This is a genomic window from Methylotenera sp. (assembly GCF_036401095.1).
Lineage (GTDB): Bacteria > Pseudomonadota > Gammaproteobacteria > Burkholderiales > Methylophilaceae > Methylotenera.
In genome coordinates this window covers 1-17,280 of sequence record NZ_DASWWA010000023.1, presented here as the reverse complement: position 1 = coordinate 17,280, position 17,280 = coordinate 1, and the positions used below count along the sequence as shown (strand labels likewise).

Annotated in this window: 19 protein-coding genes; 1 reads left to right on the top strand and 18 read right to left on the bottom strand. The window is 39.6% G+C overall.

Annotated elements, in window-relative coordinates; all coding sequences use genetic code 11:
• Positions 1–438: 438 nt before the first annotated feature.
• The 5 genes from VGD82_RS11410 to VGD82_RS11390 form a co-directional block, all read right to left on the bottom strand.
• The gene (locus tag VGD82_RS11410; RefSeq protein WP_331020505.1) at positions 439–777 is read right to left on the bottom strand and encodes a hypothetical protein; all 339 of its coding nucleotides are present in this window, start codon (positions 775–777) and stop codon (positions 439–441) included.
• Positions 778–797: 20 nt separating this feature from the next.
• On the bottom strand, positions 798–1,094 hold the full coding sequence (locus tag VGD82_RS11405) for a hypothetical protein (protein ID WP_331020504.1): 297 nt from the start codon (positions 1,092–1,094) through the stop codon (positions 798–800).
• 223 nt (positions 1,095–1,317) lie between these two features.
• The gene (locus VGD82_RS11400) at positions 1,318–1,623 is read right to left on the bottom strand and encodes a helix-turn-helix transcriptional regulator (protein ID WP_331020503.1); all 306 of its coding nucleotides are present in this window, start codon (positions 1,621–1,623) and stop codon (positions 1,318–1,320) included.
• 75 nt (positions 1,624–1,698) lie between these two features.
• Positions 1,699–2,046, bottom strand: a complete 348-nt coding sequence (locus VGD82_RS11395) for a type II toxin-antitoxin system RelE/ParE family toxin (RefSeq protein ID WP_331020502.1) — start codon at positions 2,044–2,046, stop codon at positions 1,699–1,701.
• Positions 2,046–2,699, bottom strand: a complete 654-nt coding sequence (locus VGD82_RS11390) for a site-specific integrase (RefSeq protein ID WP_331020501.1) — start codon at positions 2,697–2,699, stop codon at positions 2,046–2,048. Before VGD82_RS11390 ends, VGD82_RS11395 begins: the two co-directional genes overlap by 1 nt.
• 163 nt (positions 2,700–2,862) lie before the next feature.
• On the opposite strand from VGD82_RS11390, the gene VGD82_RS11385 reads away from it, so the two are divergent.
• On the top strand, positions 2,863–3,612 hold the full coding sequence (locus VGD82_RS11385; protein WP_331020500.1) for a SprT-like domain-containing protein: 750 nt from the start codon (positions 2,863–2,865) through the stop codon (positions 3,610–3,612).
• A 35-nt stretch (positions 3,613–3,647) separates the two neighbouring features.
• Here the strand turns inward: VGD82_RS11385 and VGD82_RS11380 are convergent, their stop codons facing one another.
• The 13 genes from VGD82_RS11380 to istB form a co-directional block, all read right to left on the bottom strand.
• Positions 3,648–4,460, bottom strand: coding sequence for a DUF6036 family nucleotidyltransferase (locus VGD82_RS11380; protein WP_331020499.1), 813 nt, complete (start codon positions 4,458–4,460; stop codon positions 3,648–3,650).
• Between the two features lie 3 nt (positions 4,461–4,463).
• On the bottom strand, positions 4,464–4,766 hold the full coding sequence (locus VGD82_RS11375; RefSeq protein WP_331020498.1) for a hypothetical protein: 303 nt from the start codon (positions 4,764–4,766) through the stop codon (positions 4,464–4,466).
• Between the two features lie 62 nt (positions 4,767–4,828).
• On the bottom strand, positions 4,829–5,656 hold the full coding sequence (locus VGD82_RS11370; RefSeq protein ID WP_331020497.1) for an EAL domain-containing protein: 828 nt from the start codon (positions 5,654–5,656) through the stop codon (positions 4,829–4,831).
• Positions 5,649–6,374 (bottom strand): lytic transglycosylase domain-containing protein, encoded by a 726-nt coding sequence (locus VGD82_RS11365; protein WP_331020496.1) that lies wholly within the window; start codon positions 6,372–6,374, stop codon positions 5,649–5,651. Before VGD82_RS11365 ends, VGD82_RS11370 begins: the two co-directional genes overlap by 8 nt.
• Positions 6,375–6,385: 11 nt before the next feature.
• Positions 6,386–8,644 (bottom strand): type IV secretory system conjugative DNA transfer family protein, encoded by a 2,259-nt coding sequence (locus VGD82_RS11360; RefSeq protein ID WP_331020495.1) that lies wholly within the window; start codon positions 8,642–8,644, stop codon positions 6,386–6,388.
• A gap of 138 nt (positions 8,645–8,782) precedes the next feature.
• Positions 8,783–10,432 carry a DNA cytosine methyltransferase gene (locus VGD82_RS11355; RefSeq protein ID WP_331020494.1) on the bottom strand — a complete coding sequence of 550 codons (1,650 nt, stop codon included), beginning with the start codon at positions 10,430–10,432 and terminating at the stop codon, positions 8,783–8,785.
• A 2-nt stretch (positions 10,433–10,434) separates the two neighbouring features.
• The gene (locus VGD82_RS11350; protein WP_331020493.1) at positions 10,435–11,895 is read right to left on the bottom strand and encodes a KfrB domain-containing protein; all 1,461 of its coding nucleotides are present in this window, start codon (positions 11,893–11,895) and stop codon (positions 10,435–10,437) included.
• Complete coding sequence (locus VGD82_RS11345) at positions 11,885–12,967, bottom strand: hypothetical protein (RefSeq protein ID WP_331020492.1); 1,083 nt, start codon at positions 12,965–12,967, stop codon at positions 11,885–11,887. Before VGD82_RS11345 ends, VGD82_RS11350 begins: the two co-directional genes overlap by 11 nt.
• 102 nt (positions 12,968–13,069) lie before the next feature.
• Complete coding sequence (locus tag VGD82_RS11340) at positions 13,070–13,342, bottom strand: hypothetical protein (protein WP_331020491.1); 273 nt, start codon at positions 13,340–13,342, stop codon at positions 13,070–13,072.
• Between the two features lie 12 nt (positions 13,343–13,354).
• Positions 13,355–15,673 carry a DUF5710 domain-containing protein gene (locus VGD82_RS11335; RefSeq protein WP_331020490.1) on the bottom strand — a complete coding sequence of 773 codons (2,319 nt, stop codon included), beginning with the start codon at positions 15,671–15,673 and terminating at the stop codon, positions 13,355–13,357.
• An 11-nt stretch (positions 15,674–15,684) separates the two neighbouring features.
• Positions 15,685–15,987, bottom strand: coding sequence for a hypothetical protein (locus VGD82_RS11330; protein ID WP_331020489.1), 303 nt, complete (start codon positions 15,985–15,987; stop codon positions 15,685–15,687).
• A 106-nt stretch (positions 15,988–16,093) separates the two neighbouring features.
• Entirely contained in the window at positions 16,094–16,369 is a 276-nt protein-coding gene (locus VGD82_RS11325; RefSeq protein WP_331020488.1) for a KfrB domain-containing protein, read from the bottom strand.
• Between the two features lie 125 nt (positions 16,370–16,494).
• A complete protein-coding gene (gene istB, locus VGD82_RS11320; RefSeq protein ID WP_331020487.1) occupies positions 16,495–17,238 on the bottom strand; it encodes an IS21-like element helper ATPase IstB in 744 nt (247 codons plus the stop codon).
• Positions 17,239–17,280: the final 42 nt, after the last annotated feature.

Here is a 17,280-nt window from a genome sequence, read left to right as displayed (position 1 = left end):
AGTTGCGAGAGTTGCAATTTTTCCTATATTACTCACTGTTACTCCTTCAGTTTTAATTATTTTCTAGATTTTACAGCAGCGCGAATCAAGGATATGGCCATTACCTGCAGAGCGCCGACCTAAACTTAACATTCCTTGTTCATATCAGTTCTTTGGAGGAAAGAACTTGAACGCTTGGTTTCCAGATTCCCATTCTTTTTTCTCGGATGGAGATAGGTCGAGAATAGATCTGGGATTGTCAATAACCACCCCATCCCTTAGTTGCCCTACCATCACCGCGCGTTCTGATTCACCACATCGAGGGCAATGCCATTTCATGGAAGATAATTTCGAGAGCGAAGGATTAAGGCTATACGTTGCACCCTCTGGACCCTTGTGACCAATGATTTTACAGAGCAAACGAGCGAAGGATTTATTCATGTTATTTTCCGTCGTAAGTTAATCTATCCAGCGAGCTGGATCTAAATCGTTTTGGCCAAGAACATAACCAAGTGCGCTGGTTGAGAAATCATCTCCATAATCAACTTCAATTTTGCCTTCTGCATGTAGCTTTCGACCGAGTTCACCAAGTGCCAGCATCATAGGAAACAATTTATTGAGTGCTGAAATATTAACGATAGCAGCACCAATGTCTTGGGCGAATTGATCAAGCTCTTTGGTTTTGTCGATAATGAATGGCTCAGGGCGATTAACACCGTCTTTTTCGGATTGAAGCTGTTGGCAGAGTTTTAGAAGCTCTATGCCGCGTTCAATCTGTTGTTTGTAGTCTATGCTCATTACAGTTCACCTTTTCCGAGTTATTTCAAAGCATCAATGCGAGCATACAAACCATCAATTTCTGTTTGCATGAAACGATTTTCTTCTTCATTAGCATCAATTTCATCTGATAGTAGATTGATACGGGCTAACATTTCCTCTTTAGTTGGGCTATCTAACTTTGGAATAATTACACATGATGATTTGATTCTGGCATTAACCTTTAAGGCCATTTCAATATCAATTTTTTTGAGGCCTGCACGAAATTCAGCTTGACTAGCATCCAATTCACTATCAGATTTAAGCTCACTTGCCAATTGATTATTAATTATTGTCATATTTTTTTCCGATATGTTTAATTTGAACTTGGCATGATTAATAACGATACACCCCATGCCATCAACCCAAGACCTATGGCCTACTTACCACTGTCGCATATTTGTTTCTCGGAGGAAATTTCCCTCGAATGATGCACGCAATATCAACTGCTGCATCTATCCCATAAATCGTAATTACTGTCCAAATGAAGGTGCGCATAATTCTTTTCCCTTACGTTCTTAGTTATGCCGCTTGAACTTCTATGCTAAGTCTGCTGTTTTCATACATAGGCTTAAATCTGAAACCGACCCTATGCAGGCAGGTCATTAACAAGTCGATAGAAAACTTATCAATCTTTCCCTGCAATAAGTCACTAACTCGCGGTTGTGTTAATTTAAACACTTCAGCAGCATCCGATTGCTTCCAACCTTTTTCTTCTACAATGTCACGTAGTGCGATCATCAGATCAGCACGAATTTGCAGCTCGCTGGCCTCTTCTTTATTGTCTGTAACTGCATCAAAAGCATTACTAAATTTAATTGAACTCATCGCTTCAACCTCATTAATATATATCAGTAGTGATATATTATCCCTTAAAAGAAAAATATACAAGTGTTGATATATTTATTTTTTAATCTCGGCCATCATTGCTTTGTAACGTTGTTTGGCTGTGTCCATTGCCTGTCTATCAACACCGTTAGTTGTCTTAGTGAATGAGTGCAGCACGTAAACTGCGTTCTCATACTTTGCTACATAAAGCGTCCTGTAGGCTGGACGGCCATTTTCAATTAGTTCAATAGTGCCGACGCCTACACTGTCAGAGATATTTTTAAACTTAGAAAATGGACGCTTACCTTCCATGACCGCTTGGAGATCAAGTGCAAAGCGTTTTTGTATTTCATCAGGGAGGGCTTTAAATTCTTTGAGTGATTGTTTATTAATAAACCTAAGCTCTTTATTTTGTGCTGCCATTAAAATGCCTTCGCTACTATTGCGCCTAAGTTCATGGGATCACATTCAACCAATTTCCTGACAGCCTTAACACTTCCATGTCCAAGTAAAGTTTGAATATGTTTAAGGTCGTAACCTTTTCTATATAGTTTAGTCGCAAATGTTCTGCGTCCACTCGTAGAGCTTGCGCCCTCAATACCTGCTTGCGCAAATAACTTTCGGAATATGCTGGTAAGCACATCACATGAATAATGCGCCTTACCATCTAAAACACGTTTAGTCATCGCCATACTTCCACCATTCTCAGTGACAAATAATGAGCCATCTGGCTGTAATCCTCGATAACTAGATTTTGTTACAACACCAAGCCCAGCATTGAGCCTGTAGTCAAGATATTGATCTAACTTGCTTGACACCTTTTTATTACTCCAGAATAAAGGTCTTTCGTTACCATTGTAGGCAATTTCTTCGCGCACCTTCCAATCTTGTTTTATGGTGCCATCGTCTCGTAAGTAGTCGTCCACACGCAATAAAGCAATCTCTGTAGTGGTAAGGGCTGTTCCAAAAAGTACGTGTAATAATGCAACGTCTCGTATTTGGTTGCGGCCAGTGACGGCCGCTACTTTTACCGCATGATCGAACTGGTAATCTTCTACAATAATCGCTCTAGCCAAAGTCGTTATATCTCATTTAATGGAACTATTCAGAGATTGTGAGCTAAATTAAAGGCTAAAGTCAATGCATTAGCTTGGTAAATTATCGCGTCCTCGGAAAATATTATTAATGTATGCGTCAATCACGTATTACTGATGCTATGTTGTATTGTACAATACAAACATGAAGCCAACGACAGAAACCTACGCTGAATTAACTTGGGCATATGATGCATTTAACAAAATGCTATTTGATGGGGAATTGCCCAATTGTTTAATTACACTGCAGCGTGAAAAGCATACGTGTGGCTACTTCTCATCCGGTAGATTTGCCAATGTAGAAGGTAAATTAACAGATGAAATAGCTATCAACCCCTCTTATTTTGGAGTTACGCCAATTATTGAGATCATGCAAACGCTTGTACATGAAATGGTCCATCTATGGCAATTCCATTTTGGCACGCCAGGGCGCGGCCGTTACCATAATAAAGAATGGGCGGACAAGATGGAGGCTATAGGATTGATGCCATCTTCAACCGGCAGGCCAGGTGGGAAAAAAACAGGCGATCGAATAGCTGATTATGCAATTGAAAACGGATTATTTTTACAAGTGTGTAAAGACTTATTAACAAATTCGTTTAAATTGTCTTGGTATGATCGCTATCCAGATGTGCGCGTCGCCAACAGTGGCCAAAGCTCATTAGCTTGCCAATTAGAGGATATGCCAGAGTCGGCAACTAGTATTAGAGCAAACCAGCCTAATTCACAAGTGCAGATACAAGTAGCACTGACGAAGAATATTCAATCAGACAGTAAAAGCAAACCAACTAGAGTCAAATATACCTGTGAATGTGGAATTAATATTTGGGCTAAACCTGGCATTCACGTAAAGTGTGGTGAATGTAATTCCGAGTTCGTAGGCGCAGAGAGTTAGAAAAATGCGTGCTAATAAAAAACAGCAATCGGTGGCTAGGAGTCTAAAGAAAGACCATTTTGTTGAGCCGGCGTTACTTCGAGTTGGCCATCTATGTAATTAAACCTGGCATGACTTTCAGCCGCGGGAACAACATCTAATTTTGAAGAGTCATGAATGGCAGATTTTCCTCGGCCGAGAGATTGAACTATAAATAGATCTGAAGCCCATAAGATCTTCCCCTCATAACTCCCATGTTCTGCATCAATCTCTTTAATCCCGTCTTCTAATTTATTTTTATGTAGAAAATTAAGGAGATTGTTATCTAGTACCCCACTGGGTAGCATCGCTCTTTGATGCATATGGAACCTACTAAATGCATTATGCTTTTCACTAAGATCGAAAAAATCCGTCATGAATCGCATGCGACTCTCAATAACATCAATACGTAGGATGTTTGCATTGTAACCAGCTTCAATCCAACGGAAATCGTTCTCAGCACCACGTGTATATTTTGAAATGGCAGTATCATTAACATCAAGAAAATAGGTGGTGATCCCATTCAAAACATGCTTAACTAATCTTGACTCCCATTCATTGGGCAAGGTAGGTAAGTCTGGTGAGATAGCGTCTAAGTAATACCCATTTCTGATATGGAACTCACTACCCTCACCCAATACATTAGCAATTTCACTAGCTCGGCCAGGATCTTGCAGCGGGAAGAAATCAATATCGGTAGACATTGACATAAGCTCAGGAGATTCTTCAATAGCGCCTAATACTGACAGGCTGCCAGCAATCACATATTCATGATGGTTACTTAATTGGTAAGCAGCTTCTAGTGCTTTCTGGATCTGTTCTATACGCATGAACTAGATTGATAGATAAGCCGAAAATGGAGTGTTCTGGCGTAATCGAATGGCGCGAGGAGAATCTTCAAGTAATAAATCGGCAGCTTTGTCTGGAGACTTAATGAGTGATGACCACTCTTCAATATAATCAAGACTACATAGTTTATTTTCTTGCCATTTATTGATTTGATTAAAGGCGAAATTTATAACGTCTATATTTCTTTCTCTTAATAGGTCAGCAACCTTCGCATGAGCTAACTTACGTTTTTGCTCATGGCCTAATTGATCTTGCCGCGCTTTTAATTTGGCATTGTATATAGACATGTTCATAATTTTAGTATATCAGCAACGAGTAATGTTTTGCAACATAACCCACTGCTAAGATATTAAACCCCAGTATTCATAAAGCGCTCAAATTCATCTACTGGTAATGCTCGTGAAAAATAATATCCTTGAACAGCATCACATCCTGTGGCCGTTAACATCTCGCATTGATTCTGAGACTCAACGCCTTCTGCAAGCGTTGACATCCCATGCTTTCTAGATAGATAAACAATCGCTTCAATTAAAGATAAGCTAGATTCACATCCCTGGTCCAATCCATCAACAAACGACTTGTCAATCTTGATCACATCAAAAGGCATGTTCTTAAGCATAGAAAGACAAGAGAAGCCGGTGCCAAAGTCATCAATTGATAAACTAACACCTAGAGATTTTAAGATATGTAAAATCCCAATAATTTGTTGATTTGATATTTGCAGGCTCTCAGTAACTTCAATATTTAAGAAATCTGGTGATAGCCTAGTTTCCAGTAACGTTTCTGACACATATTTAGGGAAGTGATCTGTAAGCTGCAGCACAGAAACATTCACACTAATTTTAAATGCTAATTGATTAAAAAGGTTCGTAGCATTCCAATGGAATGCTCTTTTGCATGCCTCTCTCAATACCCAGTTGCCTAATTCAACAATCAAGCCGGCATTTTCGGCAATAGGAATAAATTCAGAAGGCGGTATTGATTCATTTTTATAAGACCAGCGTAATAAAGCTTCAGCACCAATTATCGATTTAATTTGCAAATTAATTTGCGGTTGATAGTGCAATGAAAAACCATCAAAATTATTAGCGATCGCTTGACGTAATCCACGCTCAAGTTCATGTGGGCGATCTAAATTAAACCTAATCACATTAGACTGTTGAATAGCATTATTCATTTTTAAGGACCTCTTCGAATGAAACAGATGTCATGGAAAACTGCTTAATGTTTTCCATCCCAGAATCAGGACTGTAAATCCTATGTTTTCTACTTTTTTGACGATAAGAACTAGTGCTGGTTGGTTTATTAGAAGTTAAAGTAAGATTTCTGCCATGCTGCTTAATAACCAGATCAACATAACCATCTTGTGCGCCTCTTACCCAGCTGCCTGAGTTGTAAGCGCTTAATGCCGCCTTAAGTGCTTGTGGACCAGCACCAAAACGTACTACAGCTCTCTGATAGAACTCAGTGAGTATTTTTCCAGATGCTGCCAGGTTCATACACGGATCGAACGCATCCCTAACACTAATTCCCAATCTTGATAAATTTCTATCATTAACTTGGCCAAGTCCTAATGAAACAGTGTGCCCTTTTTTCAATAGTTCATTAACAATTGATTCAGCTTCATCTAGTGATGTTGGATATAAAGAACGTACCATTAATTTACGTTTAGCCCATGGCAGCTTTACTAGTCCCGCATCTGCAATTGCAAATTTATGTCCACGTGACTCAGCAGACATTACTGCTTTCATCGTATCAGGATGGACAGTTGGGGCGCACTGAGCCATTAGGCTACTCAGATCAAGCTCATTCGTTGCAGGAATTTCAATTGCATTAGCTGATAAGCTAATGCATCCAATTAGAATAATTAATAACTTGTTAAGTTGAATATTCATTAATTAATGACTTAGAATGCAGAAATTGCCGTGATTTTATCTACCAGTGCCACGTCAGCAACCAAGCTCTCAATCATCATTCTATCTTCGTCAGATAATTCTTTCTGAGGGGCCGCGTAACGACTTCTTTGCTTAACTGTGGGACTTATCTCTCCTAGACTAGTATTAGAGGTATTTATCGCCTTATCACTCGTGTAATCGGAATTAATAACATGTGCGACTTGTGACTTTAGTTCAGCACGTGACGCTGCCCATTTGTCAACGGGCGTATCTTCATGACTATTCGCAGCTTCATTTGCAGCTTGCTCTGCAGCTCTAACTGAGGAAATACGTAACACGTCAGAACGCTTAGGTGCCGGTAGTTTTGCGCGGCCATTAAGCACGGCATTCTCATAGAAAAAATATTTACGACCGTAAATTGGCGGCTGGCCAGCGACGAATACAACCATATCCGAATAAGATAGGCTCATAAATTCGTCTGCAGTAATTAAATCTCTGGCAATCTTGTCTGTGCTAATAGAAACGGACCCTGCTTTGAACCCAACAACATCCTGACTTCTTGAAGCTTTCTCTTCTTTAACTGTGGTTTTACCGGACATACGTGCTAATTTCTCAGCAGTCTCAATTTTATTTGGGGCATAAACAATACGAGTGGCGGCGCCGGAATCAATAGATTGCTTATCGCCATATAACTCTTCAATTTGCGTAATGTCTTGTGAAAGCAGAAATAAGCGAATGCCATATCCTGCAACATAGCCTAATGCCTCTTGCAAGATAGGAAGTTTCTTCAATGAAGCCATTTCATCAATAATCATCAGCATGGGAAATGTATAGGTTTGTGCTGTGCGACCCTCTGCAAATTCCATTTCAGCAGCATTGCGGCGAATAAATAGCGCGTAGAACAAGCGTGTTAGTGGAACCAAACGCTCCATATCTGCTGGGCCAGTAATGTAATACAATGAAATTGGTTTCTCACCAGTCATCATATCTCTAACTAAGAAGTCAGAATGAGAGGTATTCTTAGCTACGATTGGATCCAAATAAAGTGACATTAAAGACTTGGCTGTACTCAATACACCTGACCGGTCCTTATCTTCTTTATTCAGCATTGTTTTAGCGGTGTTTGCAACTACAGGATTAGTCTTTGTAGGCTTGCCCATGGTGTCAAGCCAGCCCATTTTCTCTTCTGGGTCATGTACGGCTTCCATCATATGTTGATACATCTGTTTATCTGAATCCCACATAGGATCACCCAAGAACTGCGCAATCCCTTCTAAAGAGCCTTTTTCCTCCGCATAACGCATATGCAGAGCAAGCCCCATTAAGAACTCAAATGCAGCTTTATCAAAGTAATCAACTAAGCCCTCACCTTTTGGATCACAGATCATACTCATGATCATTTGTGCATCTTGAACATCGAAATGAGTAAAAATACGTATCTCTTCGAGAGGGTTCCAGCAAGCGGTAGTGCCATCGACGTTAGCCGGCTCGAACTTCATTACAACCTGGCCAGCAGTTTGCCTGAATCCGGCTGTAAGTGCGTAAGCTTCACCTTTAGGATCATTAACAAAAACGGAGTCAGCCCAAGTAAGTAATGTAGGAATTACTAGGCCGACACCCTTACCGGAACGTGTAGGACAGAATGCATAGATGTGGGTGTTGCCACTATCGCGCATGACTTCAATCTTTTTAACGACTGACCTGCGTGGTTTAAATAATAGTTCGCCTTCTTTATTGCGCTTCTGTGTTTTCAAGAAGTATTTAATGCCTGTACCACGAACAGTGTCAGGCTCTTGTCTAACCGCATATTTCTTATGGTGTGGATGAATTACTTTATTTTTAGAGTCAAGCATGATCGACCCAATAACCACGCCTTTAGGGGAGTAGTCTTTATATTTAATAAAGCCTTTCTGGTTAACATCTTTATATTCAGCCCAATGCGCAGTGCCATGTAAACCATCCATGCCATCAGAATATTTAGCTAGTTTTACTGCAATGTAAATACCAAAAGCAAAAGCGATGAGAATCGATATTAATCCAATAATCAATAGTGTATGGACGCTAGATTTCAGTGATGGTACATCAGCTAATCGTAAACCCCAGACCACCCAATCTGAGGGAGTATAAAAAGCAAAGCTAGAAAACCTAAACAAAGCCTCACCTAGGTTAACGTCATAGTGATACTTATGCGCAAACCATTGCGTAGGAATGATGCCAAATATAAAAAAACAAACGAACATCACGAAAAATGCAGTTAATGCATTCTGCATTGGCGATCGTTTGGATTTGTATGATAGTAAGTTAGGTGATGTCATATTATAAAAACTAATAATGCAATAAATAATAAGTTATATTAACACTAAATATTACTTACTGATGCAAATACTTTTGCAGCAAAACTTTATACATTAACCTAGCCCTAAACTCATTTGAGCTGCATCTTTTTGAACAACTTGGCCAAGCCCTTTTTTATATTTAATATCTACAGAGGCACCTAATTTCGGCCTTTCTTCAATATTAGTCACATCATGAACAACACCGATTTCACGGCCAATATCTTGCACAACAAAATTTGAATCTGATGCAACAACAGCACCGGTGTAGTTGCCACTCGATTCGTTGGCCATACGTAATGTAAGCACCGTCTCAGTGGCGAGTATTTTGATATTGTCTACACGAATGTTATTGACAATATCTTTACCAACAAATTGATTTAAGGCATTACCTAAATGCATACCTAGATCCTGAAATGGGGGATAGACAATCCCCTGCCCCAATACCTCATGGCCGACAGTATTGGATAGTCCATCAATTAGATGTTCTGGTACCTGCTTAATTCTTGCATGTTCTTTTGCTGTAAACTGCCTTAATAAATCCGGATTTTCTGGATGTTGCAGTAATGGGTCGGTACTGCCACCCTTGTGATAACCTTTGCGCAATGTAGGGACTGAATTATCTTCAGGGGAAACCACTTGCATACCGAAACCATTACCCTTCTCAGCATCACGGACTTCTTTGTTTTTTAAATATTGATATTCACGCCAGCGTGGATCATTTAAATCAATAGAATTGTCTAGCACTTCGGCAATAGTTTTTTCATTACCTACAGGAGGTTGCAGCTGGTCAAAATCAAATGAAATACCGTGCGTAACAGCCACCATGCACCATCTATCTCGATTCTCTAAAGTACCCCATTCCTTACCATTAAGAATGCGTTCATGGGTGTTGTAACCCATGTCGCGCAATTGGTTACGGAGTATGTCTGCGCTCGCCGAAGAAACATAGGTTGGAACATTTTCAATGACCACCAAAGCAGGATTAGATTTACTGATAATGACTAATGAACTAACTACAAGATGACCAACTTCTGGGTGAGCTTCACCGTGGACTAAACCACGCTTACTCTTTCCAGCACGGCTCTCGCCATTGCAAGGGATGCCTAATTCGAGGATGTCTACTTTAGGAATGCTAGCCACTCCACGATCGTCAAATGCAAATTCTTGGATTGGAGCATCAATAATTTGCGTGTTTTCATCCCATGCATCATTATGAATTGCTGCATGCTCTAACAGCTCACCCCTAACCTCATTCGCAAAAGCCATGCGGCTATTCAGCCCTGCTTTTTCCAAACCAGAGTGAATCGCATGAGAAAGAACGCCACCGCCGTGAAATAAACTACCTATTGATAATGGATCACCTTTCTCTAATTTCTCCCGTAAACGTGTAAATCGTTCACGTTTTTTGATTTCGCTTGCTAAAGGCAATAAATAGATCTGGTCTTTTTTAACAACAACACGTATGGATGCCATGCCATCAAATATGGCCAATAACTCTTTGCTATTAATATCAATAACAGGGTTGTGTTTGTCACCAGACTTTTTGCCAGAAACAACTCTAGAGCCATCAGGATTAGCTTGCAGCACCACGGTCTGCCCTTGAACTTCAATGTCAAACCTTTGACCTGGTACAAAGCCGGCACGCTCTGTTTGACTACCTTCTAGCCAAACTCTCGGAGCACCCTTATTTTGTCCAACTTTCTTAATGTAGTAGCCTTCCATCACTATCTCCCTATTTCCATAGCAGTATCTTTTTCGATAACTGCACCACGGCCACCGGAGTATTTGATTTCAGCATTTACATCTTGCTTTAAATTGCCGTCTAGATTTGCAAGTACATGAATTTCCTTCTTACCTCTACCTAGGCGCTGAATGGCTATATTATTATTTACTTCAACAACCTTGCCATAAGAAGTGCGGTCTTTTTTGGGAGTAAACTCCTGCACTTTGATTTCAATATCAATGGCCAAGTCTTCCGGAGTTTTAGATAGGTCATCAACAATACCATTAACAGAAAAACCAACAACATTACGGCCGCTGCCGGCATAGGCGTAACTGAAATCTGCTTTAGTTACATTTTGTTTGACTATATCTTCGTTACTATGGAGTGGTTTTAAACCGTAATCCCAGCCATCAATGCCAAGAAGGGCATTTCTTACGGCTACAACACGGCTTAAGAATAGATTATCCAAATCATCTTGATATTTTTCTTCCAGAGTTTTGTTACCTTTAATCTTTGCATAGCCTTCAGCTGTTGTAGGATCAATCACAGTAGTTTGCATGGCGTTTTTCTTTTCAATTGTCCAATCACGAACCATAGAATCAAATGTCTCAGCAGCTTCTATCGTTCCGCGATCACGACAATCAATATCCATGATTAAATTAAAACCGGAGTAAGCTTCTAAGTACCTGGCACTATCATTGAAATTTGCAGTAATGAATTGATCACCGTGAGGATTCAATTCACCATCACTTATACCATTTCTAAAATTCTTCTGAACATGTCCAATGCTATCTGTAAATTTCCAACCAAAATGATCAACAAGGTTGTGCAGAATAATTTCAGAATAATGGTTCGGTGTTTCTTTTTTTGGAGCTAACGCATGCGTGATGATTTTTTCATTAAAGACAAGCACGATATCCTCAGCTAGTTTTTCGAAAGTTTCAGCGTAAAGAAAAGGATTATCTCTTACGATATTCTCACTTTTACCAAAGAAACGTGGCCCTTTCTCAGCAAACAAGGTTGCATGTGGTTTATCATCAAGAAACACCCTGAATTCAACATCTACTTGATTTTCAACATAATCAGTATCATCACCAATTAGGCGCACATAAGCACTAAGATGATTGCCTTGATTGACTTCAATCCAGCGAATATCTTTAGCGAGGTCTACACGCAAACCATAACCAGCCGGCAGATTTAATTTCTTATATGATTCATTGAGTATAGATCCTACACTCAATGCATTCTCTTGGATATTCTTAATCAGATTTTTGTATAACGCCTCTCTATTAAAACCTTTTTCAAGAGATGTAATTGCTACATCATCTTTAAAAACAACTATCAGATCGTCATTTGTTGAAAACCGAATACCCGCCTTATCATAACTATCTCTAAAATGATCACCAGAAATGGCTCTAACGGCTTCCCATTGCGATTTCAAAAGACTTAAATTATTTTCCATCACGTCCACCTTCATGTCCAATTCGTTCACCCATAGATACAGTTAGCACATTATCCTTATATCTCATCCTGACAGTATCACCATTACCTGGTCGAATAGTTTTGTCTGGTAATGCAGAGTAAGGCAACTCAACCACGCGATCGCGTGCGTACTTAATGATCACGGACTTATGATCAGCCCCAACAACTGGGCCAATATATTGGCCACGTTTTGTATCTGGCTTAATTATTTCCAAATTACGTAATTCGGCTTGCTTTTCTACAGTTGGAGCATCGATATCAAAGCCTTGGTCTTTTAATGCGACTGTAAATCGATGTAAACCAATTGCAGCTGCATGGTTATGAATTTTTCCATTATTAATTGCCTCTACAACTGTAGACACGGCTTCAACTGACAATGTGCCTTGTAATATTCGCTGTATATCATCTGGCACATAATTAGAAACTTCATTATTTAGCTTGCCACGAACCCAACCACCTAGAGCAAAACGAGTAGACTCTATAGCCGTTTCACCGGCTGCATTCGCATATAAATCAGCAACAGCTTCCATTGTTAATGGAACATTATATTTACCCTCTATACCTTCAAAAGCAAACCCTTGCAAACCCATCTGGAGCGCTTGCGATGCAATGAAATTTAATGAAGAGCGTTCACCAGGTAATGAATCACCAAGTAATTCAACCTTTATATTTTGTGCTTTCAATATATGCTGAATAGCATCACTGCTAGACATATTCATGTCATAACGAACGTCTGCACTCAATGACCTTTTAGGAAGGCCATAACCATCTGTATGCAAATCAATCGCTTCGATTAGATCAACTTGTAATGCTTCTAATATTGTATTCCGACCTAGATCAATAGCGCTTTCCGAAATAGAAAACCCCAATTCTCTAAATGTATTAACAATTTCAGACGGGGATAATTTATCAACTACATCCATTACACCATCAAGTGAACCTTGATAAAGAGATTTTTTAATGGCGATAGCTGCAGTAGAAATCCAAACACCATCAGCCTCAAGATGAGGCATTTGTAATGCAGGTATTTCAAAGCTTAATTGCTCTCTCATAGAACACTCCGATTATTACTTACGGTAGTTAATTAACACAATATTAACAGTTTAAACTGTTAATATATTTAGGGCAACTTCAAATTAGAAATAAAAAAGAATTTACAGATTATCAAGGATAGGATCTTTAGAAATCTTCCAATCTCTATTACTCCCCTGGAACGTAGCTTTGATCTTGTTAATAACAGACTCATATTCTATGTAACTAGTAATACTTAAAATGTTAAGTTCTGGCGAATTTTTATGTACAAAGGTTCTCACTGACTCTTTATCAATACTACATACAATGCCCGTTTGAACCTCGCCAACTAAATGACCTGAAGCATTCATTAATCGACCTGAAACTAAAAATATTTGCTCTTTCTTAACTGCCATAATAATCACCCGTTATCTTGATACTTCATTGACAATCGTTCTTGATCTAGTGCGCTCTAGATTCTTCTCCAAGTTACGTTCCAATTCAATGCTAGGAAACTTAACGTGATTGAGTTTGGCTAAAACTGATTTAGCAGCATGAACGCCTTCATTCTTTACTAAGTCATTCCAATCTGTAGGCCTACCTTTTAACGAATTAAATTCAGGAACGGCTATAAGTGCTTTTCTTTGTTTTTGAGTTAAGATTTCTAAAGCAGAAAAAGCAGCTTCTAACCCTCTATTTGAAAATGTAGCTGTTAATTTACGCTCATTTTTTGGCGCGACTTCGACAGTTAGTTTTCGACTGTATTGACCTTCTATATTGATTTTGTAAGTACCATTAGCTACTTCTTGCCACTCATTATTTGTAACTAACTCACCAACAACAATAGTTCGCGTATGGGTGGTATTAGTGATTACTTCTATCTTATTACCATCTACTGGATATGGATTAATGCCCAACTTCTCACCTAGGAAGCCTAGTGCGCGTTCCACATAGAACTGATCATTGTCAGCGGCAATAACTCTCGTAAAATCTGGCAAGAGATCAGAAGTTTCATCAACGATGGTTTCTAGGTTGGACGCATCAAAGCAGACAGCAACAGGTAGCCCAGAAACCTCTCTAAATGAATATCCTGTAGCCACACCTTCTGCATAAGCCATCATAGAAATATCATTTTGAGATATAGCATTGAAGTTATCAGCGCCAAGTACAAATACTGTGCCCTTTTTTTGACCGCCCCGCATAAAGGCTTTTACAGAGCCATCAGGATTAATTGCCTGCACTGCACGCAGATTGCCGTTTAAATCAGACATCGGCACAATTAAATAATTATCACGGGCTTTAATTACTGAGGCTCCATTTTCACTTTTGAATTCAGGATATCTAAGCAACACTTCACCAGGCACTTGCTTCAAACCTTGATCAGAAATCCCCTTCTTTAAAACATAACCATGAGTAGTAGCGCCTTGGCCCAAGGCCATTATCTCTTTAGCATGAACTGCTGCCAGCTCTTGTTTAGCTAAAGCTTCTTGTTTAGCCAAAGCAGCCCTTGCAAGTGCTTCTGCATTAGCCTTTGCCCGTTGCTCTGGCGTTAACTCTACGCCTTTATTTGTCCAAGTATCCTGTAGTCCAGTATGGTTGTTAATAACGGTACCAACAGCCATTCCATTAAGGCCTCCGCTTAATGTTAAAGTATATCTTCCGGCTTCATTTTTCTTACGCGTAGTATTAACTGAGACACCATTCCAACCATTATCAAATTTTATTTCTTTAGATGTATCAAGGCCATAAACCTCCATAAACTCTTTGAAGCTCTCGATAAGTACGTCTTTAGTTGCAGCCTCACCTAGGCCTTGACTTCTAGGGTTCCATTTCTTAAATAAATTAATATCTAACCCTTTAGGCACGAACCAAAGTTTGTATTTCTGGTAGTAAACAGCGCCAAGTTTCTTCGCTTCGTCCTTTTGTGCATGAGGAACGGATAAAACAGCTTGTTTCTCAATGAACATTAGTTCAACTTTTGCTGCCCAATTCTCTTTCCATCCCATGCTCATATCCTTGGAGTTTTCTGATTTGTTTTGACTAGCTACATTCATTTTAGTGAGAATAGCTTCTTCACTTTCTAATAGATTGATCTTAGTAATTAATGGCATAGCAATGTCTAATGCACCTTTAATTTCATTAAATAATCCAATCGGGTTTTTATCAAAGTCCAATAACCAGGACTGACTTAACTCAGGTTCAACTTCTGATTTAAATGCAATGCCTAAAGTGATTGCCAACAATGAGCCAGCCATTTGATTGCGCAGTGTTTGTTTAAACTCCAAACGCCCATCAACTAATCTAAAATCATTTGAATTAGCCAAGATGGATTGAATAGATTCAATATTCACCTCCTTTCTTGGTTGCAGTTCAGGTATACCAATAATATGACTACCATTAAAAACGCGAAAGATTTGAGACTCAGGTTCCTCTAATGGCAGGCCATCACTACCAATCACTGTTAAATACTGTAAATTAATACTTTCCGCCTCAGCCTTAAGCTCCCAGCCGGCACGCTCTACTTGCGCTAAAGTGAAGAAACGAGGATCAGACCATTCGCGCATGCTCATAGTCTGTAATGCAATAAAAAGATTAGGGCCAGAAAGCTGCCGATGCTCACCTTCTGTAGAAACAGTAAAAGGCAGGCTATTGATGTTCGGTATATTTTTATGGAAGAAAGATTCGTTTCTACTAATTAACTCAATAAGTCTTTTAGCGATCATAACGCGGTGGGCAAAAGCATCCATACTATTTACACCTAACTAGTAACTATCTCTAAGTTTAAGAAATATGAATTATGTAGACCTTGTGACCTAAATTCACCAACTAATAACTGGCCGCCTTCTGCATGTATTACACCAAGTGCTTTACATGCAACATCGGAAATTTCAGGGAACTCAATTGGTAGAATTGAATTATTCTGAATGGCCATCATCGATCGGCCATTCAAGCGCAAACTATCAACATACTGCAATCCACACGCAACTGGTACAGTCATAAAAGAAAGTAATCCAGCGTCGCTTATAAAGAACTCAATGGCCATTGCTGTACTTTTTGACATTAATAACTCCACTTCATCTTTAAAATAATATAATTATTGTATATGAAATAATTATATTGTCCAATATAAGCGACCATAAAACTTTTGCAGCAAAACTATGTAGCCATTAGCGTGAAATTCCTGTTTTCTCAAGACCTGTCACACTACCTTTGCCATTCTTGTAACCAATATTCACAACATCCCCCACTTTCAGATCGCCAGTGAGGTCGCGCAGATCATGCCGCTGCACCTCTGTGTTATAGCGACCAACCTTTTGTGTAACGATTTCACCTTCTATAGACAAAATCTTTCCATTAAACTGGCCATGCCCTAAAAACTTAAAATCATTCAGTTTTTGAGCTAAATCCGCAGGATATTGCGTATTCTTACCTAAAAGAGCCACTCATAACAACCGCAAAAGGGCCACCTATAACAGTACCAAAAAGGCCACGCATAACAGTCGCAAAAAAGCCACTGCTAATATTGAATTAGGCAATGGCTTTAGTTTTTATACGAATTACACAACAGTTAAAGTTTTAAAGCGCGTAACTTACGCATAGAGTCGCCTTTTAGATTAATCCGCAATGCACCACTGACTAAGCGGTCAAGAATGGCATCAGCCATGGTCGGATTTCCACCACTCAAGTAATCATGCAAAAGCTCAACTTGAATTTGACTGGTAATCGCTGTAGCCTTACCCCCAGAACGACTATCGATGACTTCCAGTAAGTCACCACGACTTTGCGCATTAAGCGTCGCAGCACCAAAGTCATCTAATATCAGCAAATCCACCTTTGCCAATGCCATTAGCCTTTTACGAAAACTTCCGTCAGCATGTCCTAATTGCAATTCCTCAAGCATTAACGGCACACGCTGAAATAGCACCGACAATCCATGCCGACAGGCTTGATTGCCGAGTGCGCACGCAATCCAGGTTTTGCCACAGCCAGTTGGTCCTGTCAAAATCAGATTAAACCCACGACTGATCCAATCAGAGCTATTCAGGGAAGCCATCTGGGCCTTATCCAGTCCACGATTATGGCTATAGTCAATGTCTTCCACACAGGCATTCGCCTTTAACTTGGCGGTTTTTAGAAGCCGTCTAAGCCGCTGATTCTCTCGAAAGGTCTGCTCCTGATCAACCAGCATGCCAAAACGTTCTTCAAACGACAATCCTTGTGCTGCGGCACTAGAAAGTTGCTCTTCAAAGCCTTTGCTCATGCCGTTTAATTTCATTACAGAGAGTTTGTCTATAGTTTGTTGCGTTAACATTTATTAATCCTTTTTTGTGATGTGTGAATGGTTCTAATAATA